At 70.1% G+C, this 21,545-nt stretch carries 20 protein-coding genes; 14 read left to right on the forward strand and 6 right to left on the reverse strand.

Translation table 11 applies throughout. The features are described from left to right. Nucleotides 1–36 precede the first annotated feature (36 nt). The 3 genes from LXB15_RS14400 (at nt 37) to LXB15_RS14410 (ending at nt 1,096) form a co-directional block, all read left to right on the forward strand. Nucleotides 37–267: a hypothetical protein gene (locus tag LXB15_RS14400; protein ID WP_233949099.1), complete on the forward strand. Its 231-nt coding sequence runs from the start codon at nt 37–39 to the stop codon at nt 265–267. A gap of 82 nt (nt 268–349) precedes the next feature. Next, complete coding sequence (locus tag LXB15_RS14405; RefSeq protein WP_233949100.1) at nt 350–574, forward strand: hypothetical protein; 225 nt, start codon at nt 350–352, stop codon at nt 572–574. A gap of 267 nt (nt 575–841) precedes the next feature. Then, complete coding sequence (locus LXB15_RS14410) at nt 842–1,096, forward strand: hypothetical protein (protein WP_233949101.1); 255 nt, start codon at nt 842–844, stop codon at nt 1,094–1,096. A gap of 18 nt (nt 1,097–1,114) precedes the next feature. Here the strand turns inward: LXB15_RS14410 and LXB15_RS14415 are convergent, their stop codons facing one another. Next, entirely contained in the window at nt 1,115–3,808 is a 2,694-nt protein-coding gene (locus LXB15_RS14415) for a bifunctional acetate--CoA ligase family protein/GNAT family N-acetyltransferase (RefSeq protein ID WP_233949102.1), read from the reverse strand. Nucleotides 3,809–3,995: 187 nt separating this feature from the next. On the opposite strand from LXB15_RS14415, the gene LXB15_RS14420 reads away from it, so the two are divergent. The 7 genes from LXB15_RS14420 to LXB15_RS14450 all read left to right on the forward strand — a co-directional run bounded on the left by LXB15_RS14420 (nt 3,996) and on the right by LXB15_RS14450 (nt 10,814). Beyond that, the gene (locus LXB15_RS14420; RefSeq protein ID WP_233949103.1) at nt 3,996–4,712 is read left to right on the forward strand and encodes a class I SAM-dependent methyltransferase; all 717 of its coding nucleotides are present in this window, start codon (nt 3,996–3,998) and stop codon (nt 4,710–4,712) included. A gap of 122 nt (nt 4,713–4,834) precedes the next feature. Continuing rightward, nucleotides 4,835–6,343, forward strand: coding sequence for an ABC transporter substrate-binding protein (locus tag LXB15_RS14425; RefSeq protein WP_370640113.1), 1,509 nt, complete (start codon nt 4,835–4,837; stop codon nt 6,341–6,343). A gap of 13 nt (nt 6,344–6,356) precedes the next feature. Next, complete coding sequence (locus LXB15_RS14430; RefSeq protein ID WP_233949104.1) at nt 6,357–7,304, forward strand: ABC transporter permease; 948 nt, start codon at nt 6,357–6,359, stop codon at nt 7,302–7,304. Continuing rightward, the gene (locus LXB15_RS14435; RefSeq protein ID WP_233949105.1) at nt 7,301–8,152 is read left to right on the forward strand and encodes an ABC transporter permease; all 852 of its coding nucleotides are present in this window, start codon (nt 7,301–7,303) and stop codon (nt 8,150–8,152) included. The genes LXB15_RS14430 and LXB15_RS14435 overlap by 4 nt, the downstream gene beginning before the upstream one ends. Beyond that, a complete protein-coding gene (locus LXB15_RS14440; protein WP_233949106.1) occupies nt 8,149–9,138 on the forward strand; it encodes an ABC transporter ATP-binding protein in 990 nt (329 codons plus the stop codon). Before LXB15_RS14435 ends, LXB15_RS14440 begins: the two co-directional genes overlap by 4 nt. Then, nucleotides 9,135–10,121 (forward strand): oligopeptide/dipeptide ABC transporter ATP-binding protein, encoded by a 987-nt coding sequence (locus tag LXB15_RS14445; RefSeq protein ID WP_233949107.1) that lies wholly within the window; start codon nt 9,135–9,137, stop codon nt 10,119–10,121. The genes LXB15_RS14440 and LXB15_RS14445 overlap by 4 nt, the downstream gene beginning before the upstream one ends. Before the next feature lie 252 nt (nt 10,122–10,373). Further along, nucleotides 10,374–10,814: a MarR family winged helix-turn-helix transcriptional regulator gene (locus LXB15_RS14450; protein WP_233949108.1), complete on the forward strand. Its 441-nt coding sequence runs from the start codon at nt 10,374–10,376 to the stop codon at nt 10,812–10,814. Here LXB15_RS14450 and LXB15_RS14455 read toward each other — a convergent pair whose 3' ends face one another. Both LXB15_RS14455 and LXB15_RS14460 read right to left on the reverse strand, forming a co-directional pair. Further along, complete coding sequence (locus tag LXB15_RS14455; protein ID WP_233949109.1) at nt 10,815–11,543, reverse strand: endonuclease/exonuclease/phosphatase family protein; 729 nt, start codon at nt 11,541–11,543, stop codon at nt 10,815–10,817. Then, nucleotides 11,515–12,831 (reverse strand): NAD(P)H-dependent oxidoreductase, encoded by a 1,317-nt coding sequence (locus LXB15_RS14460; protein WP_233949110.1) that lies wholly within the window; start codon nt 12,829–12,831, stop codon nt 11,515–11,517. The genes LXB15_RS14455 and LXB15_RS14460 overlap by 29 nt, the downstream gene beginning before the upstream one ends. A 170-nt stretch (nt 12,832–13,001) precedes the next feature. Between LXB15_RS14460 and LXB15_RS14465 the strand changes: the two genes are divergently transcribed. From LXB15_RS14465 to LXB15_RS14475, 3 genes are all read left to right on the forward strand, one after another. Then, nucleotides 13,002–13,193, forward strand: coding sequence for a hypothetical protein (locus LXB15_RS14465; RefSeq protein WP_233949111.1), 192 nt, complete (start codon nt 13,002–13,004; stop codon nt 13,191–13,193). Nucleotides 13,194–13,401: 208 nt separating this feature from the next. Next, nucleotides 13,402–14,682, forward strand: a complete 1,281-nt coding sequence (gene hemA / locus LXB15_RS14470; protein WP_370640114.1) for a 5-aminolevulinate synthase — start codon at nt 13,402–13,404, stop codon at nt 14,680–14,682. Nucleotides 14,683–14,736: 54 nt separating this feature from the next. Continuing rightward, nucleotides 14,737–15,114, forward strand: a complete 378-nt coding sequence (locus tag LXB15_RS14475) for a cupin domain-containing protein (protein WP_233949112.1) — start codon at nt 14,737–14,739, stop codon at nt 15,112–15,114. Here the strand turns inward: LXB15_RS14475 and LXB15_RS14480 are convergent. The 3 genes from LXB15_RS14480 to mscL all read right to left on the reverse strand — a co-directional run bounded on the left by LXB15_RS14480 (nt 15,082) and on the right by mscL (nt 17,903). Further along, on the reverse strand, nt 15,082–16,185 hold the full coding sequence (locus tag LXB15_RS14480) for an AbrB family transcriptional regulator (RefSeq protein WP_233949113.1): 1,104 nt from the start codon (nt 16,183–16,185) through the stop codon (nt 15,082–15,084). The genes LXB15_RS14475 and LXB15_RS14480 overlap by 33 nt on opposite strands. Next, nucleotides 16,182–17,351, reverse strand: a complete 1,170-nt coding sequence (locus LXB15_RS14485) for a pyridoxal phosphate-dependent aminotransferase (protein WP_233949114.1) — start codon at nt 17,349–17,351, stop codon at nt 16,182–16,184. Before LXB15_RS14485 ends, LXB15_RS14480 begins: the two co-directional genes overlap by 4 nt. A 114-nt stretch (nt 17,352–17,465) precedes the next feature. Further along, nucleotides 17,466–17,903 (reverse strand): large conductance mechanosensitive channel protein MscL, encoded by a 438-nt coding sequence (mscL, locus tag LXB15_RS14490; RefSeq protein WP_233949115.1) that lies wholly within the window; start codon nt 17,901–17,903, stop codon nt 17,466–17,468. Nucleotides 17,904–18,068: 165 nt separating this feature from the next. Between mscL and LXB15_RS14495 the strand changes: the two genes are divergently transcribed. Continuing rightward, nucleotides 18,069–21,533 (forward strand): hybrid sensor histidine kinase/response regulator, encoded by a 3,465-nt coding sequence (locus tag LXB15_RS14495; protein ID WP_233949116.1) that lies wholly within the window; start codon nt 18,069–18,071, stop codon nt 21,531–21,533. The last annotated feature ends 12 nt before the right edge of the window (nt 21,534–21,545 follow it).

Raw genomic sequence — 21,545 nt, forward strand, 5'->3', positions numbered from 1 at the left:
CTGTCCGCACCCGAAATTTAACGAAGGAATGATCCCTTGAGCAACTATCGCGATCCAAAAGTCACCACTCCCGATAAAAAGAGCAGCATGGGCAAGATGATCGGCATCGCCCTTGCCGTGATCCTCGGCCTGCTCGTGCTGGCCTGGGCGCTCGGCACCTTCGACGAGCCGGAAACCGAGACGGTTCCGGTCGTCACCGAAGAGCCGGCGGCCACCACCGGCACCGCGCCGGCCGCGGACCCGGTCGCCGTCCCGTCGGCCGACTGATAGCGATCGGCGTGCGCCGCCCCTTGTGGCGCACGCCCCCGGCTTATGCTCGCAGTGGCGAGGAAAGTCCGGGAGGAACGTCATGCCGGGAGATAACGACTACGAGGATCGTTCCGCTTCCGACAGATCGGCCGCCGGCTATGTGGTGCTGGCGATCGTCGCGGCGGGAATTGCCGGACTGATTCTCTACGATCTGCGCAAGAGCGGACCCGCCGACGACAGCCTGCAGCCACAACAGCCTTCCCCTTCCGGGGCTCCGGTTCCCCAACAGCCGGCCGCCGCGCCGCCGGCAGCGACGCAGCCCTGATCCATCGCCTTCATCCTGGTCGAATGCCGCGACCCGCCTTGGGGTGCCGCGGCGTCGGGCGCTGCAGCGGTGTCGGCAAGTCCGCGGTGCGGATCGGCCGTCGCGCCGCATGTCGATCATCGCGCGGCGCGGCGCCGGATCGGTTCCGCACCCGCGCTCGGACGGCGCGAAGATGGTTTCCCGGCTCACGAGATTTACGGCTTTCCGGTGAACCGCACACGCCACGCGGCGTATTGTCCCAGTCAATCATGGACGGGATCGCGACCGGTGGAACAAGCTCTCTCATGCCAGGCCGCGCCGATCGCCTGCGGACCGGAACGGCTGGATGGCCAGCTGGTCTTCGTCGATGGCGTCCTTGTCGCGGTCCTCACCCGCCTCAGCGGAGAGCACTACGGTTCGCATGAGGGACACTGGTTCCTGGAAGCTGGCTTCGGACCCTGCGATCCGACCGCCACCAAGCCACCGCCCTTTCCGACCCTGAACGACGCCATTGCCTGGATCAGGGACGCCGGCGAGGCCTGATGGGACGCGGCCGCGCCGTCATCCGGCCGGCAGGCTGTCGACCGCCACCACGACCTTGACCGTGTCGTCCTGCGGATCGGTATCCGCCGTCTCGAAGCCGAGTTCCCGGGCCATGCGCAGCATGGTGGCGTTCTCGCGCAGTATTTCGCCGTAGATGCGCTTCAGGCCCCGCCGCCGGCCATAGTCGAGGATCGCCGTCATCAACCGGTAGCCGAGCCCACGGCCCTTCATGTCGGAGCGCACCAGCACCGCGAACTCGGCCGCCTCGTTCTCGGGGTCCGAAACCAGCCGCACCACGCCGAGGATGGGGACCGTGCCGCTTGCATCGGCCTCCCCCATCGCCACCAGCGCCATCTCCCGGTCGTAGTCGATCTGCGAGAAGCGCGCGGCTGTCTGGTGCGGGAAGGCCCGCATCTGCCCCATGAACCGCAGCCGCAGGTCGCGCGGCGTGCAGCGCTCGACCATCGCGACCAGCGCCCCCTCGTCCTCCGGGCGGATCGGCCGCAGCAGCAGCTTCGTGCCGTCGCCGATCTCGATGCGTTGCTCGAATTCCCGCGGGTAGGGCCGGATGGCCGGGCCGACGACCGCCCCCGCGACGGCACGGATGCTGACCCGGGCATCCAGGGCGATCACCCCGCCAGCATTGGCGAGCAGCGGGTTGATGTCGAGCTCGGCGACTTCCGGCAGCAGCACCGCCAGTTCGGACAGGCGGATCAGCACGTCGGCGATTTTGTCCAGGGGGACCGGCGGCACGTCGCGGAAGCCGGCGAGCAGCTTGGAAATCCGGGTCGAGACGATCATTTCCCGCGCCAGCACCGAGTTCAGCGGCGGCAGGCCGATCGCCCGGTCGCCGATCACTTCCGTCGCCTTGCCGCCCCGCCCGAACAGCACGACCGGGCCGAAGGTCGGGTCTGACGCGATGCCGGCGATGAGTTCCTGCGCGTCGGTACGGACCACCATCGGCTGCACCGAGAAGCCGTCGAGCGGCGTGTCCGGCATCGCCTGGCGGATCGACTGCAGCATCGCCTTGGCCGCCGCCGCCATCTCGTCGGCGGAGCGGATGTCGAGGCGTACCCCGCCGACATCGGATTTGTGGCTGATCGCCGGCGAGACGATCTTCAGCACGGCCGGCCCGCCGATTTCGGCGAAGCGTGCGGCGGCTGCCTCCGGGGCCGCGGCCAGCAGCGTCCTGACGATCGGGATGCCGAACAGCGCCAGCAGCTGCTTGGACTCCGGCTCGGTGAGCATGGTGCTTCCGGCTGCCAGCGCCTGCCGCACCAGCGTGCGTGCCGCCTCCAGATCGGCCGGGCTGATCACCACGCCCGCCGCCGGCGTCTCCATCAGCATCTCCTGGTTCCGCCGGTAGCGGTGAAGATGCATGAAGGCGCGGATCGCCTTGTCCGGCCCGTCGAAGGTGGCGATCTTCCGGGTGGCGAAGAAGTCCCGCGCCGGCGCCGCCGCGGTGCCGCCGAGCCAGGTGGTCAGGATCGGCAGGCCCGGCCGCTGCACCGTCGCCTCGGCCACCGCCAGCGCCCCCTGCATCGGGTCGGCGACGGCGGTCGGGCAGTTGATCACCAGGATCGCGTCGCTGTCCTGCTCCTCGCCGAGCACGGCGAGGGCCGCGGCGTAGCGTGCGCCGTCGGCATCACCGACGATGTCGACGGGGTTACCGCGCGACCAGGCCGCCGGCATCACCGCGTCGAGCCGGGCGATCGCCGCTTCGCTGAGCTGCGCCAGCCGGCCGCCCTCGGCCTCCAGCGCGTCCACCGCCAGCACGCCGGCGCCGCCGCCATTGGTCAGGATGGTCAGCCGGTCGTCGACGACGCGCAGCCGTGTCGCCAGCGTCGCGGCCGCCTCGAACATCTCGTCGAGCTGGCCGACCCGCAACAGGCCGGCGCGGCGGAAGGCGGCGTCGTAGACGACGTCGGATCCGGCCAGCGCCCCGGTATGCGACTGGGCGGCGCGCGCGCCCTCGGCGCTGCGCCCCGCCTTGATCACCACGACATGCTTGGCGCGGGCGGCGATGCGCGCGGCGGACATGAATTTCTTCGCGTGGGTGACGTTCTCGACATAGAGCAGGATCGAGCGCGTCGCCCGGTCGCCGGCGAGGAAGTCCAGCATGTCGCCGAAATCGACGTCGCCCATGTCGCCGAGCGACATCACGTGCGAGAAGCCGATGCCGCGCTCGTCCGCCCAGTCGAGCACCGAGGTGACGATGGCGCCGGACTGGCTGACGAGGGCGATGTCGCCGGAGCGCGGCGTCAGATGCGCGAAGCTGGCGTTGATCCCCTTCGCGGGAGAGATCACGCCGATGCAGTTCGGCCCGACGATGCGCATCAGATGCGGCCGGGCGGCATCCAGCATCGCCTGCTTGAGGTCGCGGCCGTCCGCGTCGACCCCCAGCCCGGCGCTGATCACCACGGCGGCACGGCAGCCGCGCCGCGCCAGCTCGCCGATGACGCCCGGCACAGAGGCCGCCGGCGTCGCCACCACCGCGAGGTCCGGCGTGACCGGCAAGGCCTCGATCGAGCGGTAGTTCAGCGTCGACTGGATGGCGAATTCATGCGGATTGACGGTCATCACCGGTCCGGCGAACCCGCCGCGCAGCAGGTTCTCCGCCAACACCCGCCCGACCGTCCCCGGCTCGTTGCTGGCGCCGACAAGGGCGATGGCGCGGGGCGAGAAGATCGCGTCGAAATTGCGGATGCTCATGGGGTCTCCGTCACGGTGGCAGGCCTTCGCGCAAGGCGCGAGCGGCCGATGGGGCACCGGTAGCGCACGCAAGCGTCGCACGGCCCTGGCACGGGTCAAACCGGAATCGCTCCGGCCTCGCTCTTTTGCCCGGCTTCGCCTATGTCGGCACGACGGGGGGCTGGGCCCCGCAGGCAGGGAGACGGGCATGACGACGCCGGGCATTCTGGACAAGGCCTTCGCGGCCGGCGACACGGCCGCGGTCATCGCAGCGGGTCTGGCCGAGGAGAAGGCGCGCACGGTGCTCGACATCGGCACCGGCAGCGGCAAGCTCGCCAGGGCACTCGGCGAGCGCGGCTACGCCGTCACCGGGATCGACCCGAATGCCGACGCGATCGGGCAGGCCAAGAGCGAGGTTCCGGACGCGCAGTTCTCTGTCGGCACCGCCGAGGCCCTGCCCTATCCGGACGGCAGCTTCGACGCGGCGGTGTTCCTCAACTCGCTGCATCATGTTCCCGTGGACGGCATGGCGACGGCGCTCGCGGAAGCCGCACGGGTCACCCGCCGCGGCGGCGCGGTCTTCGTGGTTGAGCCGCTGGCGGAAGGGCCGCATTTCGAGGCGATGCGGCCGGTGGAAGACGAGACGGCGATCCGGGACGCCGCGGCGCGCGCCGTCGCCGATGCGGTGCGGAACCGGTTGCTCGAACTGCGCGGCAACGTCGTCTACCAGCGCCAGGAGCCATACGCCGACGTCGAGGCGTTCATCGCGCGGCTGGTCGCCATCGCCCCGGCACGGGCTGCGATCGTCGCCGAAAGACGCGACGAGGTGGCGCGGCTCTTCGAGGCCGGCGCGGTGGCCGGCCCGGCGGGCGGCAAGATCCTCGCCCAGCCGCTGCGGATCTACTGGCTCCGCGTCCCGGCCTGACCGGGCAGCCGGGGCGAGGCGAGGCCTTGCACCCCGAAAGGTTTTTTGTCCGAATGCCGGCGAGCCTACGCGCCGGCCGCGCTCGCGTCATCTGGTTTCCCCATGCATCCCGGAGCCGTTCCATGCCGATCCGTCCTGCCGGACTTCCGGTCCTCGCCGCCCTTGCGATGCTGGTGGCGGCTGCCTTTCCGGGCGCCGTCCTGGCCCAGCCCCGCGACACCGTCACCGTCGGCATGGCGATCGAGCCGGCGGGCCTCGATCCGACCGCCGCGGCCCCGGTCGCCATCGGCCAGGTGACCTGGCAGAACATCTACGAGGGGCTGACGCGGATCGACCGCGACGGCGCGGTCCAGCCGCAGCTGGCGCGGGAATGGAGCATTTCCGAGGACGGCCTCACCTACGTCTTCACGCTCCGCGACGACGTCAGCTTCTCCAACGGCGTGGCGTTCACCGCCGAGACGGCGAAATTCACCCTCGACCGGGCCCGGGGCGAGGCCTCGACCAACCCGCAGAAGCAGTTCTTCGCGACGATCCTCTCGGTGGAGGCGACCGACCCGCAAACGCTGACCGTGACGCTGTCGCAGCCGACCGGCAACCTGCTCTACTGGCTCGCCTGGCCGGCGGCGGTGATGGTCGAACCCGGTTCGGCGGCGACCAACAATGTCCGACCGGTCGGCACAGGGCCGTTCGAGCTCGCCGAATGGCGGCAGGGCGACCGCATCGAGCTGCGCCGCCGGGACGACTACTGGAACCCGGACGACCGGCCGGCGCTGGCGGCCGCGACGTTCCGCTTCCTCGCCGATCCGCAGGCGCAGGCGGCGGCGATCCGCAGCGGCGACATAGACGCCATTCCGGAATTCGCCGCGCCGGAACTCTACGCCGCGCTGGAAGACGAGGCCGACCTCACCACGGTCGTCGGCAATACCGAGCTCAAGGTCGTCGCCGGGCTGAACGGCCGCAAGGCCCCGTTCGACGATCCGCGCGTGCGCCAGGCGCTGATGATGGCGGTCGATCGCAACGCCCTGATCGAAGGCGTCCATGCCGGCTACGGCGAGCCGATCGGCAGCCACTACACGCCGAACGATCCGGGCTATGTCGATCTGACCGCGGTGCATCCCTACGATCCGGCAGCGGCGAAGCGGCTGCTGGCGGAAGCCGGCTATCCGGACGGCTTTTCGCTGTCGATCAAGACGCCGCAGATGTCCTACGCCATCCGCTCCGCCGAGGTGCTGCAGGCCTTCCTTGCCGAGATCGGCGTGACGCTCGAGATCGTGCCCACCGAGTTTCCGGCGCGGTGGGTCGACGAGGTGTTCACCCGGCACGATTTCGACATGACCATCGTCGCGCATGCCGAGCCGCTCGACATCGGCATCTATGCGCGGCCGGACTATTATTTCGGCTATGCCAATCCGGCCTTCGACGCCGCCATCGTCGCGGCGGAGACCGCCACCGATCCCGAGGAGCGGCTCGCCCGATACGGCGACGCCCAGCGAATCCTCGCCGACGAGGTGCCGGCCCTCTACCTTTTCGTGATGCCCAAGCTCGGCGTCTGGAACGCCGCGCTCACCGGCCTGTGGGAGAACGAGCCGATCCCCTCCAACGACCTGACCGACGTCGCGTGGAGCAACTGACGGGGTCCACTCGATGCTGCGGATGATCGCCTGGCGGCTCGCCGGCCTGCTCGCCACGCTGCTGGCGGTATCGGTCGTCGTGTTCCTGGTCATGGACGTGCTGCCGGGCGATCCGGCGGCGATCATGCTCGGCACCTCGGCGCGGCCCGACACGCTGGCGGCGCTGCGCCTCGAGCTCGGCCTCGACCAGCCGTTGCCGCTGCGCTTCGCCGCCTGGATCGGCGGCGCGCTGACCGGCGATTTCGGGACCTCCCGCACCTATGGCGTGCCCGTGGCCGGCCTGATCCTCGACCGGCTGGCGGTGACGCTGCCGCTGGCGCTGATGGCGATCACCCTGTCGGTCGTCCTCGCCCTGCCACTCGGCATCCTGGCGGCGTCGCGGCGCGGCAGCTTCTGGGACGTCGCGGCCACCGGCGTCGCCCAGGCGGGTGTGGCGATGCCGAATTTCTGGGTCGGGCTCCTGCTCATCCTGGTCTTCGCCTCGACGCTCGGGATCATGCCGTCTGGCGGCTTTCCCGGCTGGGACGCCGGCATCGGGCCTGCCCTCGCCGCGCTCACCCTGCCGGCCGTCGCCCTGGCGCTGCCGCAGGCCGCCGTGCTGACCCGCGTCACCCGGTCGGCGGTGCTCGACGTGCTGCACGAGGACTTCGTGCGGACCGCCCGCGCCAAGGGGCTGACGAAGCGGGCGGCGCTCTGGCGCCACGCGGTGCCGAACGCGCTGCTGCCGGTGGTGACGGTGATCGGCCTGCAGTTCACCTTCCTGATCGCCGGCGCGGTGCTGGTCGAGAACGTCTTCGGCCTGCCCGGCCTCGGTAGCCTCGCCGTCCAGGCGCTGCAGCAGCGCGACCTGATTGTCATGCAGGACGTGGTGCTGCTGCTGGCCACGCTGGTGATCGTCGTGAACTTCCTCGTCGACCTCTCCTATCTCGTCCTCGATCCGCGGCTGAGGGCGTCGGCATGAGCGCCGCCGTCGCGGCGACGCGGACGCGCAGGGCCGGGCCCGGATGGCGCCTCGCCACGGGCGGCACCATCGTCGTCGTGCTGGTCGCCGTCGCGCTACTGTCGCTGGTCTGGACCCCGGCCATCCCGACGAAGCTGGACATCGCCGCGCGGCTTCGCCCGCCGCTGCAGGGCGGCCTGTTCGGCACCGACCAGCTCGGCCGCGACGTGCTGTCGCTGCTGATGGCGGGAGCGGTCAATTCGCTGGCGATCGCCGCGGCCGCCGTGACCATCGGGGCGAGCGCCGGCACGGTTCTCGGCCTGGTCGCCGCGGCGCGCCGGGGCTGGATCGACGGGCTGCTGATGCGGGCGATGGACGTCGTCTTCGCGTTTCCGCCGATCCTCTCCGCGATGATGCTGGCCGGGCTGCTCGGCACCGGCATGACCAACGCCATCGCCGCGATCGCGGTGTTCATGGTGCCGGTCTTCGCCCGCGTCACCCGCGGCGCGGCGATGCGCATCCTCGCCCGCGACTACATCCTCGCCGCGCGCGGCGCCGGCAAGAGCGGCCCGCGCATCGCCATCGAGCACGTGCTGCCGAACATTTCGGGCGACCTCATCGTCCAGGCGACGATCCAGCTCGGCCTCGCGATCCTCACAGAGGCGGGGCTCAGCTTCCTCGGCCTGGGGCTGGCGCCGCCGGCGCCCAGCTGGGGGCGGATGCTGGCCGATTCGCAGACCTATCTCGGCACCGCGCCCTGGCTCGCCATCGCGCCCGGCCTTGCCATCGCGACCGCGGTGCTCGGCCTCAACCTCCTGGGTGACGGGCTGCGGGACCGGCTGGACCCGCGCCGGGACCTCGCCCGATGAGCCCGCTGCTGCAGGTTGAGGGCCTCGGCGTCTCGCTCGCCCGGACGGACGGCACGCGACTGCCGATCCTCGAGGATGTCGGCTTCGACCTCGCGAGCGGCGAGACGCTCGGCGTCGTCGGCGAATCCGGCTCCGGCAAGTCGCTGCTGGCGCTGGCGCTGATCGGGCTGCTGCCCGGTTCCGCCATGGTCACCGGCAGCATCCGCTTCGACGGACGCGACCTCGTCACCGCAAGCGAGGCCGAGCTCTGCGCGATCCACGGCCGGCGGATCGCGATGATCTTCCAGGAGCCGATGACGGCGCTCAACCCGGCGATGCGGATCGGCGACCAGATCGCCGAGGCGCTGCGGCTCGACGGGATGGCGCCGACGGCAGCCCGCGCGGGAGCGCTGGCGCTGCTCGACAGGGTCCGCATCGCCGACGCCGCGAACCGCATCGACGCGTTTCCGCATGAACTCTCCGGTGGCCAGCGCCAGCGCGTGGTCATCGCCATCGCGCTGGCGCGCGCACCGTCGCTGCTGATCGCCGACGAGCCGACCACCGCGCTCGACGTGACGGTGCAGCGGGAGGTGCTCGACATTCTCGGCGAGCTGGTCGCCGAAGCGGGGATGGCGCTGATCCTCGTCAGCCACGATCTCGGGGTGATCGCGCGGACCGTCGCCCGCACGCTGGTGCTCTATGCCGGCACCCGCTTCGAGGAAGCGCCGACGGCGGCGCTTCTGGCGCGGCCCGCCAATCCCTACACGCGCGGCCTGATCGGCGCGATGCCCCGGCGGCGGACAAACGCGAGCGGCGGCCGCCAGCGCCTCACGGTGATCCCCGGCACGGTGCCGGCCTTTGGCGCGCTGCCGCCCGGCTGCCGCTTTGCCAATCGCTGCCCCGACCACATTCCCGCCTGCGACGCCGGGGAACCGGCCTGGCGCCCGATCGGCCCGGACCGCGCGGTCCGCTGCATCCGGGCGACCGGCGAGGGTATCGACGGATGAGCGCGCCGCTGCTCGCCGTCGAGGCGGTCTCGAAACGCTATGGCACCGGGGGGCTGTTCAATCTCCGGCCACGCTTGCAGGCGCTCGACCGCGTCAGCCTGGCGATCGCGCCCGGCGAGATCCACGGCATCGTCGGCGAGAGCGGGTCCGGCAAGTCGACGCTGGCGCGCATCGTCGCGGCACTGGAGCGGCCGGATGGCGGCCGCGTGCTGCTCGAGGGCGAGGACCTGCACACCCTTCTCCGCGGCGCCCTGCGGACGAAGCGGCGGGACGTCCAGATGGTGTTCCAGGACCCCTACGGCTCGCTCGATCCGCGCCAGCGCGTCGGGCGGATCGTGGCCGAGCCGCTGCATCTCCTCGATCCTGGGCCGGGCCGGGCGGAACGCGCGGCGCGGGTGGCGGCGGTGCTGGAGAGCGTCGGCCTGGCGGCGGCGGACGCGGCGCGCCGGCCGCACGAGTTCTCCGGCGGGCAGCGCCAGCGCATCGCCATCGCCCGCGCGCTGGTCACCCGGCCGAAGCTCCTGGTCGCCGACGAGGCGGTGTCGGCGCTCGACCTTTCGGTCCAGGCGCAGATCCTCAACCTGTTCCTCGACCTCTCGGAACAGGACGGGCTCGCCATCCTGTTCATCAGCCACAATCTGTCGGCCGTCGCCGCGATCGCCGACACGGTTTCGGTGATGTATCGCGGCCGGATCGTCGAGACCGGGCCGGCCGGCGCGATCCTCGCCGATCCCCGGCATCCCTACACGATCGCCCTGGCGTCGGCCGATCCCGCCCTCGACCTGCCGGAGACGCTACGTGCCCGACCGTCGGCCGCGCAGGGTCCCATGCCTGCCGCCGCCATGACCGGCGGATGTCCGTATCGCGGCTCCTGCCCCATTGCTGCCCCGATCTGCGCCGAGGAACCAAGGCTGCGCCTGATCGACGCGGAACGGCAATGCTCCTGTCATTTCGCCGAAGGGCCTGCAACAGCGTCGTCATGACGCAGCCTGAGCAGTGCAAGGCACGGCAGTCACTGACAAAGCCCCGTGGCACCGGGTTGTTACTTTAGTCCAGTGAGCATTTAATCCGCCGGTTTGCGTTGAAGCGGCGCAACATCACGATCCACAGGCGAACGCGTCTTGCATTTGAAATAAACATTCGGATCAGACTTTATGCTATCTTAGATTGATGAGCTATAACGTCTTCGCCCCCAGGCTAACGGCGCGAAGCAAAACTAAAGCGGCCATAAGTTATTGCAGACTGACGAAATCTCGACCGCGGTACTGGCGGCCCTGCTGGAACAGATGGCACGAAGGCTGCATTCGCAGGGCTACGCGTCGCAGCTGTTTCCCGCGCAGTGGGCGGCGCTGCGCTACGTGCATCTGGCGGCACCCGAACGGCGCACCGCGATCGATCTGGCGCGTTTCCAGGGCCTGGCCTCGGGTGCCGTGGCGAGAACCGTCCGAACGCTGATCACCAAGGGCTACCTGGTGAAGCGCGGTACGATCGGTCGCGGCCGGGCCGAGCAGCTCGAGCTGACGGATCGCGGCCTGGCGCTGCTCAAGAAGGATCCGCTCCGCAAGGTCGCCGACGCGCTGGCCGGCCTCGGACCGGAAGAGCGGCAGACCCTGGTGCGAAGCCTGGAGACGGCGATCAAGGCGACGATGTCCGGCGAGGTTCCCATCCTGCCGTGATCAGGCGGGCTCGGCCGGCAGGAGATCGACCACCAACGGCAGATGATCCGACGCGGCCGCTATCCAGGCCGGCGCGGCCCGGACCGTCGCCCGCAGGCCGGATGAGGCGTAGAGCCGGTCGAGATGCACCAGCGGCCATCGCGCCGGCCAGCTGCGCTCCGAGACCCGCACCGGCAGCCGGTCGGACAGAACGGCATCGACCGCCCCGCCGCGGCGCCATTCGTTGAAGTCGCCGAGGGCGACGACGTGCCCATCCTCCGGTCCGATGGCAGAGGCGACAAACCTTGCCTGCGCGCGCCTCGTTGCCGGACCGAGCCCGAGATGGGTGGCGATGACCCGCACCGGCCCGAGCGCCGTCCGGCAGCGCGCGTCGACCGCGGCGCGCGGTTCGACGCCGCCCGGGAGGGCATGCACGCGGCTGTCCAGAACCTCGTCCCGCGACCAGAGCAGGTGGCCGTAGTCGCGCCGCTCCCGCAAGACGGTGCGCGCCTCGACGAGATGGCCGCCGAGGCGGGCCGCGAAGAACTCGAAGGCCAGCGGCCGGCGCCCGAGATGCGAGCGGCCGTCGACTTCCTGCAAAGCGAGGATGTCGGGATCGAGCGCGGCGATGACCGCCAGCGTGCGTTCCGGATCGCAGCGCCCGTCGCGACCGATGGCGCCGTGGCAGTTCCAGGAAACGATGCGCAGGCGCCGAGCCGGTTCAGTCGAGGAATTGCTGGTCGCTGGCATCGAGTTCGGCGCGCATCCTTGTAACGAGCAGGCCGGCATCGGCGGCGCAATTGTCATGGGTCAGCAGGTCGCCGGGCTCGACGATCGCGGTCACCCGCGCCTTCTCGGCCAGGCCCAGCGGCAGGGCACGCCGGGCGCGGCCGTCGGTCCAGGTCATGGCGTAGCCGCGATAGTCCGATTGGCCGATCCGGCCCAGCGTCTCGCCGGGCATCAGGCGCCGCTTGGCGACGGCGCCGCATTCGGCCACCGGCCGGTCGATCGGCACCATGTCGGGGCGACGGTACATCACCGCGCGGGCGGCCGAGAGCGGCGTCTCCAGGCTGGTCAGGTGAAACGGCCGGATCAGGCCGAAGCAGGGGCCGGGCCCGACCTTGAGGTCGGCCATGCGGTCGATGGCGCGCGGATGGCGCGGCTTGACGATGCAGAACACGCCCGGCGCGACGCCCTTGCCGATCGTGTAGTCGACGCAGCCGGAGCGGGACAGAATGCCGCCATCCTCCTCGGTGCACAGAACCTGGCCGAGATTGGCAACCGTCGCCTCGGGCCCGTGCATGCCGGGAACGTCCGGCTTGAGGCCGGTGCAGTTGGCGATGGCGGTCATCTCCACCATGGTCTTCGAGCCATCGATGAATTCGACCAGCATCCGCGCATTCATGTCGCGGGCGCGCGCCTCCTCCTCGTATTCCTCCGGCACGGCGGAATGGCGCAGCGGGTTGTTCTTGCCCTTGCCGGCGGCGATGACCTCCATGCCGAGGCTCTGGGCAAAGCCGATCAGCTCCAGCGTCGCGGCCGGCTCGTCGCCGGCCGAGCCGGTATAGACGACGCCCGCCTCCCGCGCCTTGCGCGCCAGCAGCCGCCCGACGGTGATGTCGGCCTCCACATTCAGCATGACGATGTGCTTGCCGTTGCGGATCGCCTCGAGGGCGAGGAAGGTGCCGATCTCCGGGCTGCCGGTGGCGTCGACGATCACGTCGATATGGCCGCTGGCGCAGAGCGCGCCGAGATCGTCGGTGACGGCGATGCGCCCCGCCTCGATCGCGCGGTCGATGGCTGCCGCGCCCGAGACGATCGCCCCCTGCCCGTCCGCGTGGCCGGCCAGGGCGATTGCCGCCATCGGCCTTGTCGGGCTGTTGGCCGCCACCGCCCCGATCCGGACGCCCGCCATCAGCGCCACCTGGACGACGATGTCGGTGCCCATCTGCCCGGCGCCGGCGAGGCCTATGGTGACCGGCCCGTGCCGGTCGGTATAGGCGGCAAGTTCGGCGGCGAAGCCGACCCGTTCGATCATGTGGCTGGCGTCCTCGATGCGGGAATGGCCGGCGTGGCGCCGGTCAAGTGCGGGGTATCTAACGGCTTTCGCCGAAGATGTAACCGCCGTTCGCATCACGCCACCGCCGCGGCTATTTGACCTCGATCAAGGCCGCCCCCACACTCGCTTCCTAGAAACGGAATAATTACATGATCGACGCCGACGGGCCCCGGACGCCCAAGCCCACCCGCCAGGAACGCCTTCAGGAGCAGCTGCGCGCCAATCTGAAACGCCGCAAGGAACAGGCCCGGGCCCGCCGCGAACCCCGCACGGAGGGCGCCAAGCCTGCCGAGAAGGACCTTCCCGAAAGCAAGGAAGACTCGCCGGAAGGCACCAGTTGACCGGCAGCCATGCTGCGGCCGTATCGCGCCGCTCGCATCGAAGACCCTCCGGCCGGGAGGCCTGTCATGGGGCATGTCCACGGAGGATGTGTCCAAAAATTATTACGTCGACTGTCAATTTAGATTGACATTCATGTGCAAGCAAGGCCCCCTGCGGCATGGACTTCGCCGGACGGCCGACTTAGAACGGTTCTGACAAGGAGCACTCATGATCGACTATCAGAGCCATTTCCAGTCCGCGATCGAAGCTCTCCACGCCGAGAAGCGCTACCGGGTGTTCGCCGATCTCGAGCGCATCGCCGGCCGGTTTCCGACCGCGCTTTGGCGCCATGACGGCAAGGCCCGCGAGATCACCGTGTGGTGCTCCAACGATTATCTGGGCATGGGCCAGCATCCGGACGTCATCGCCGCGATGACGTCGACCGTCTCCGCCATGGGCTCCGGCGCCGGCGGCACGCGCAACATCTCCGGCACCAATCATCCGCTGGTCGAGCTGGAGCGCGAGCTCGCCGACCTGCATGGCAAGGAAGCCGCGCTGGTCTTCACCTCCGGCTTCGTCTCCAACGAGGCCTCGATCTCGACGATCGCCAAGCTGCTGCCCGACTGCCTGATCCTCTCCGACGAGCTGAACCACGCGTCGATGATCGAGGGCGTGCGCAAGTCCGGCGCCAAGAAGCAGATCTTCCGCCACAACGACGTGGCGCATCTGGAGGAACTGCTGAAGGCCGCCGATCCGGCACGGCCGAAGCTGATCGTTTTCGAGAGCGTCTATTCGATGGACGGCGACGTCGCGCCGGTCGAGAAGATCGTCGAGCTCGCCGAGTACTACAACGCCATGACCTATATCGACGAGGTCCATGCGGTCGGCATGTACGGCCCGCGCGGCGGCGGCATCTCCGAGCGCGACGGTATCGCCCAGCGCATCGATGTCATCGAGGGCACACTCGCCAAGGCCTTCGGCGTGCTCGGCGGCTACATCACCGGCACGCGGGCGCTGATCGACTCGGTGCGGTCCTACGCGCCGGGCTTCATCTTCACCACCGCGCTGCCGCCGGCGCTCGCCGCCGCGGCGACCGCCTCGATCCGGCATCTGAAGACCTCGCAGAGCGAGCGCGACGCGCAGCAGCGCCAGGCCGCCCGCGCCAAGGCGGTGTTCGCCGAGGCGCAGCTGCCGGTCATGCCGTCCGACACGCATATCGTGCCGCTGCTCGTGGGCGACGCCGATCTCTGCAAGAAGGCGAGCGACCACCTGCTGCAGCGCCACGGCATCTACATCCAGCCGATCAACTACCCGACGGTGCCGCGCGGCACCGAGCGGCTGCGCATCACCCCTACGCCGCTGCATGGCGACGGGCTGATCGAGACGCTCAAGGATGCGCTGGTCGAGACCTGGAACGCGGTCGGCATCCGCTTTTCCACGGAACAGCCGCAGCACGCCGAGCGTTCGACGGCGGTCACCTCACTCGTGGTCTCGCAAGCCGGCGGCTAAGGCTCACTGCATCGCGAGACTTTGCGGGTGCCCTTTCCGCACCATGGGTCTTCGATGAAGCTTTCCCTGCCCGCCCTTGCAGCCAAGCTGCCCCGCCCCGCCACCGCCGAGTGGCCGGACGGCGTCTTCGACATCGAGGCACTGGCCCACGGCACGATGTCGCTGCAGGTCTTCGCGCCGCGCGGCGAGGATCGCCAGCAGCCGCACGACCAGGACGAGCTCTACATCGTGGCGTCCGGCAGCAGCGACTTCATCCGTGACGGCGAGCGGGAGACGGTCTCGGCCGGCGACGCGCTGTTCGTGCGGGCCGGCGTCGAGCACCGCTTCGTCGGCATGTCGGACGACTTCGTCACCTGGGTGATCTTCTGGGGTCCCGCCGGCGGCGAGGCCCCGGCACCCTCACCGTCCGTCTTCGCCGCGATCGACGCCTGAGGGCACGTCCGCCGTGCGGGCCTCTACCTGAAGGCCGCGCCGGGCGACCCGCGTCGCCAGCAGCGGCACCAGCAGCGCGATGGCCATGAAGCGCACCACGTGATGCGCCGCGACATAGGCGGGATCGACGTCGAACTGGAAGGCGAGGACCGTCAGCGCCTCGAGCGCGCCCGGCGCATAGGCGAGCGCCACCTTTGCGGGGGCGAGGCCGAGGGAGAGGATTGCCGCGGCGGCAGCGACCGCCGACAGCCCCAATCCGATGACGAAGGATCCGACCGAAGCCGGCAGCAGGCTTGCGAGTTCGCGCCGGCCGATGCCGCGCAGCCGCGCGCCGATCACCGCTCCGAGCAACACCAGGCAGAACGCCGCGAGCGTCGGCGGAATCGGGGCGGTGACGAAGCCGCCACCGTGCAGGATCGCGCTGGCGATCAGCGCCCCCAGCATCATGCCGCCGGGCAGGCGAGAGAAATGACCGAGCACCGCACCGATGCCGCACAGCGCGAACATCAGCCCGTATTCCGGCAGCGACGTCTCGACATGGAGCGGCGCGAGCAGGCCGATGTCGCCCTGCAGCCAGGCAAGGGTCGGCGTCAGCGCCCCGATGAGCATCAGCAGCCGGACGCTCTGCACGACGGCGACGCGGGTCATGTCGGCGCGGGTCTGCGCGGCAGCGGCGACGACGAAGGACAAAGCCCCGGGCATCGAGGCGAACAGCGATGTCGGATGATCCCAGCCGAGGACGCGCCGCAGGAAGGCGTAGCTCGCGGCGATCACGAAGACGACGCCCACCATCTGGATGGCGAAGGAGGCCGGCCAGAGCGCCAACTGCTCGAGCACGGCGGGGGTGACGCCGGACCCCGCCTGGATGCCCAGGACGAAGAAGGCGAAGCTGCGCATCGTCACCGGCAGGCGCGTGTCGAGACCCGTGATGCTCGCGGCCGACACGGCAAGAACCGGTCCGAGCAGCCAGGGCACGGGGAAGCCGAGGGCGACGCCGGCCGCCCCCGCCAGCGCCGCGAGCACCAGCGTCGCGGCGAGCGCGACGATCCGCTTGCCCGAAACAGCCTTCACGCGGACCGGCCGATCCAGTTCGCGATGCGGTCCGCGGCGATCTCGACCTCGTCGAGCCGGCGATGGAAACAGGCCCTAAGGAAACGCGCGCCCGCCGGGCCGAAGGCGGTTCCGGGGGCAAGTCCCACCAGCGCCTCGTCGACCAGCCGGAACGCGGCGGTGCGGGTGTCGCTGATCCCGTCCACGGCGAAGAACGCATAGAAGGCGCCGGCCGGCGGGGTCAGCGACACGCGGTTGGTGGCGAGCAGCCGGTCGGCGAAGATGTCGCGCGCCCGGGCCGCCCGTTCGATCTGGCTGGCGACGAAGCTCTCGCCGTCCTCAAGCGCCGCGACGGCGGCCCGCTGCATGAAGGTGGCGACGCCCGAGGTCGAGTACTGGATCAGGTTCTCCAGCACGTCGCCGTAGCCGGCGCTGGTCTCGATCCAGCCGATGCGCCAGCCCGTCATCGCCCAGTTCTTGGAGAAGGAGTTGACGAAGAAGATCGAGTCGCCCTCCTCCATGACGTCGTGGAAGGACGGCGCGCGGCCGCCTTCGTAGTAGAAGCGGTTGTAGATCTCGTCGGCGATCACCGAGATGCCGTTCGCCCGGGCAAGTTCCAGGATCGCCCGCAGCTCCGCCGTGCTGGCGGTCCAGCCGGTCGGGTTGGACGGGGTGTTGATGAACAAAGCGCGGGTCTTCGGCCCGATGGCGTCGGCGAGCTTCTGCAGGTCGAGATGCCAGCCGGCCGCGGTGAAGTCGAGCGACACCTCGCGCGCCACCGCACCCTTGACGCCAACGGCGGCGGCGAAGTTCGGCCAGGCGGGTCCCAGATAGACCACCTCGTCGCCGGGGCTCGCGACGCAGGCGATGGCGAGCTGGATCGCCTGCATGCCGGAGCCGGTGACGAAGAACCGCTCCGGCGCAACAGGGCGGCCGTAGAGCCGCTCGGTATAGGCGGCGAGCGCCTGGCGCAGCTCCGGGATGCCGCGCTGCCAGGTGTAGAAGGTCTCGCCGGCGGCAAGGCTGGCGGCGGCCGCGTCGCTGATGAAGGCGGGCGTCGACAGATCGCCCTCTCCGGCCCACAGCGGGATCAGCCCCTCGCGGCCGCGGGCATAGGTCATCACGGCGACGATGCCGCTCTCCGGCGCCTCGACCGCCTCGCGGCTGAGGCGTGAAAGATCGCTCATGGCTTGCCTTCCGGGAAGGGTCGGGACGCGGGAGAGACCCCGCAATTTCGCCTTCGACCTTCCTGCCGGTTCAGTCAAGCCCCGGCGTGGGCAACGGTCTCCGGCGAGCCGCGCTCAGACGCGGGGCGTGCGCTCCGTCGCCACCGCCATCAGGTCGCGGATCTCCTCGAGCAGCTTCTCGTTGCGGGGAACCTCGGCGATCTCCGGGGGCTTGGCCGCCTCCTGGCGCTTCACCCGGTTCATCCCCTTCACGACGAGGAACAGGATGAAGGCGATGATCAGGAAATTGATCGTCAGCGTGAGGAAGTTGCCGTAGGCGAGCACCGGTCCCTGCTCGCGCGCGCCGGCCAGATCGGTGGCCGTCACGCCGCTGCCCAGCGCGATGAACTTGTTGGTGAAATCGACGCCGCCGGTGATCACCGCCACTACCGGCATGAACAGGTCGCTGACGATGGAATTGACCAGGCCGGAAAAGGCCGCGCCGATGATGATGCCGATGGCAAGGTCCACCATGTTGCCCCTGAGGGCAAACTCCTTGAACTCCTTCAGCATAGACACGACTCCCTGACGTGGCCCGGTTTCAGCGGCATTCCCCATCATACAACCGCGGCGTCCCGCGACAAACGCCGCGGCGTTCGCAAAACTGGACTTGCGACGCCGCCGGTGTTTCTGTCGACCGGTCTGCGGCGATCCTCGCCGCCGGTCCAGGAGGCCTCGGTGCATAGCGGTATCATCGTCGTCACCGCCATCGCCTATCTGCTGCTGCTCTTCGCGGTCGCCTGGTGGGGCGACCGTCGTGCCACGCGTCACGCCGCGCGCACAAGCCGTCCCGGCGTCTATGCACTGAGCCTTGCGGTCTACTGCACGTCATGGACGTTCTTCGGCTCGGTCGGCGTCGCGGCGCGGGACGGGCTGTCGTTCCTGGCGATCTATCTCGGGCCGATCCTGGTGTTCATGCTGGCGCCACGCTTCATCGAGCGGCTGGTGCGCCACGCCAAGGCCGAGCGCATCACCACCGTCGCCGACTTCATCGGCTCGCGTTACGGCAAGAATCCCTCGGTGGCGGCGCTGGCGACGGTGATCGCCATCATCGGCACCGTGCCGTACATCTCGCTGCAGCTGAAGGCGATCTCCACCAGCGTGGCGACGCTGGTGACGCACTATTCCGCGACCCCCGAGATGCCGCCGATGTTCGCCGACCTAGCGCTGCTGGTGGCCACGGTGCTCGGAGTGTTCGCCATCCTCTTCGGCACCCGCCACGCCGACGCGACCGAGCACCAGGACGGACTCGTCCTCGCCGTCGCCATGGAATCGATGGTCAAGCTGGGGACGTTCCTCGCGGTCGGGATCTGGGTGACATTCGTCCTGTTCGAGCCGCGCGCGCTGCTCGACGCGGCAAGGGCGCATCCCGGGTTCTCGGCGACGTTCGACGGCCAGATCGGCGGGCACTTCCTCGCCTCGATGGGCCTCAGCGCGCTGGTGATCCTGCTGTTGCCCCGGCAGTTCCACATGACGGTGGTGGAGAACCGCACGCGCGAGGAAATCCGGCGCGCCCGCTGGCTGTTCCCGCTCTATCTCGTGCTGATCAACATCTTCGTCGCCCCGATCGCCGCCGCCGGCGTCCTCATGCTCGGCCCGAGCGTCGATGCCGACCTCTACGTCATGTCGCTGCCGCTGTCGCAGGGCCAGGATGCGCTGGCCCTGCTGGCGTTCCTCGGCGGGCTTTCGGCCGCGACCGCCATGGTCATCGTCGCCAGCGTCGCGCTGTCGATCATGATCTCCAACGACCTGGTGCTGCCATGGCTCCTGAAGCGTCGCGGCCACGGCACCGACGCCAGGCCGGACGAGACCCGCCTGATCCTCAACGTCCGGCGATCGGCGATCCTCGTCGTGGTGTTCCTCGGCTACGGCTATTATCGCTTCGCCGGCATCGGCAGCGGCCTTGCCTCGATCGGCCTGCTCTCCTTCGCCGCCATCGCGCAGCTGGCACCCGCCTTCCTGGCCGGGCTGTTCTGGAAGCGGGCGAATGCGCGCGGCGCAATGGCCGGCCTCGCGGCCGGCATCATCGGCTGGGCTTACACGCTGCTTCTGCCGGCGCTGTTCGGTCCCTCGGCGGTGGCCAATTCCCTCGACGGCATCCCCAGCGCCGGCCCGGCGATGGATCCGCTGCTCTACGGCAGCCTCGTCAGCCTGTCGGCGAACGTCGCCGGCCTCGTCCTCGGCTCGCTCAGCCGCCAGTCGAAGCCGCTGGAACGGATCCAGGCCTCGATCTTCACCTCCAACGACGCCGGACCGGCGGCCGGGCTGCGGCGAACCCGCGCAGACGTCACCGTCGGCGAGCTCCGCGCGACGATCGCCCGCTATCTCGGGCCCGAGCGCACCGACCGTTCGCTCGCCCGTTTCGCCGAGAGCGAGGAACGCCACCTCGTCGAGGACGCGCCCGCCGACAGCGCCACGATCCGCTTCTCCGAGCAACTTCTGACCTCGGCGATCGGCTCGGCCTCGTCGCGGCTGGTGCTTTCGCTGCTGTTCCAGCGCCACGCCAAGTCCAGCCCCTCGGCGCTGCGGCTGCTCGACGACGCGTCCGAGGCGCTCCAGTACAATCGCGACCTGCTGCGCATCGCGCTCGAGCAGGTCGACCAGGGGCTGGCGATCTTCGATGCCGACTACCGGCTGACGTTCTGGAACCGGCAGTTCCGCGACCTGGTGGGGCTGTCGCCGGAATTCGGCCAGATCGGCACGCCGCTGACCGTCGTCCTGGAGGAACTGCTCGGTGCCGGCGAAATCGACCGCGCCGAGTACCAGGCGAGTTTCGAGGTCCTCACCCGCCCGCCGGCGCTCCGGCAGATCAGCCTCATCCAGTCCGGCCGGGTGCTCGAATTCCGCGCCAACCCGATGCCGGAAGGCGGCCTCGTCGCCACCGTCTCCGACATGACCGAGCGCGTGCGCCGCGCCGCGGCGCTGCGGGAGATGAACGAGACGCTGGAGGAGCGGGTGCGCCACCGTACGGCGGAACTCCTCACCGCCAACGCCGAGCTCGGCAAGGCCCGCCACGCCGCGGATGCCGCCAATCTCGGCAAGACCCGCTTCCTTGCCGCCGCCGGCCACGACATCCTGCAGCCGCTGAACGCCGCGCGCCTCTACGTCTCGGCGCTGCAGGAGCGCCACCAGAACCTGCCAGGCACCGAGCTGGCGGCCAATATCGGATCCTCCCTCGAGGCGGTCGAGGCGATCATCGGCGCGGTGCTGGACATCTCGCGGCTCGACGCCGGCGGCATGCAGGCGAAGATCGAGGATTTCCCGCTGGGGCCGCTGCTCCGCCAGATCGAGACCGACATAAGGCCGCTGGCGGAGGAGAAGAACCTGTCGCTGCGCTTCGTCGGGACCAGCGTCGCGGTGCGCTCCGACCGCAACCTGCTGCGGCGGCTGATCCAGAACCTCGTCTCGAACGCCGTCAAATACACGCCCGCCGGCAAGGTCGTCGTCGGTGTGCGCCACCGCGGCAATCGCCGCATCGAGATCGAGGTCGCCGACAGCGGCATCGGCATTCCGGCCGACAAGCTCCAGTCGATCTATCAGGAATTCGTGCGGCTGGACGAGGGCACCCGCACGGCGCGCGGCCTCGGGCTCGGCCTGTCGGTGGTCGACCGCATCGCCCGGGTGCTCGACCTGCCGGTCACCGCGACCTCCGAGCATGGCCGCGGCACGCGCTTCCGCGTCGGCTTGAAGCTGGCGCGCACCCGGCCGGTCGAGATCACCCGTACCGAGGCGGCGCCGGCGCCGGGCGGCGTCTCGCTGCGCGGCACGCATGTGCTTTGCATCGACAACGAGGCGGCGATCCGCGACGGCATGCAGACGCTGCTGAGCGGCTGGGGCTGCCGGGTCGACGCCTTTGCCACCGGCGCCGAGGCGGCGGCGGCGCTGGCGGCGCGGGGCGCCGTGCCGGACATCGCGCTGGTCGACTATCACCTCGACTTCGGCACGGGACTGGAGGCGATCCTCCTGCTGCGCAAGGCGCTCGATACGGGCCTGCCGGCCATCCTGGTGACGGCGGACCGCTCCCCGCAGGTACGGGAGGAGGCACTGGCGGTCGATGTCGACGTGCTGACCAAGCCGCTGCGGCCCGCCTCGCTCAGGGCGGCGATGGCACGGCGCGGCGGGCGGCGGGAAGCGGCCGAATAGTCCGTCCGGCGC

It is taken from the genome of Aurantimonas sp. HBX-1 (assembly GCF_021391535.1).
Classification (GTDB): domain Bacteria; phylum Pseudomonadota; class Alphaproteobacteria; order Rhizobiales; family Rhizobiaceae; genus Aurantimonas.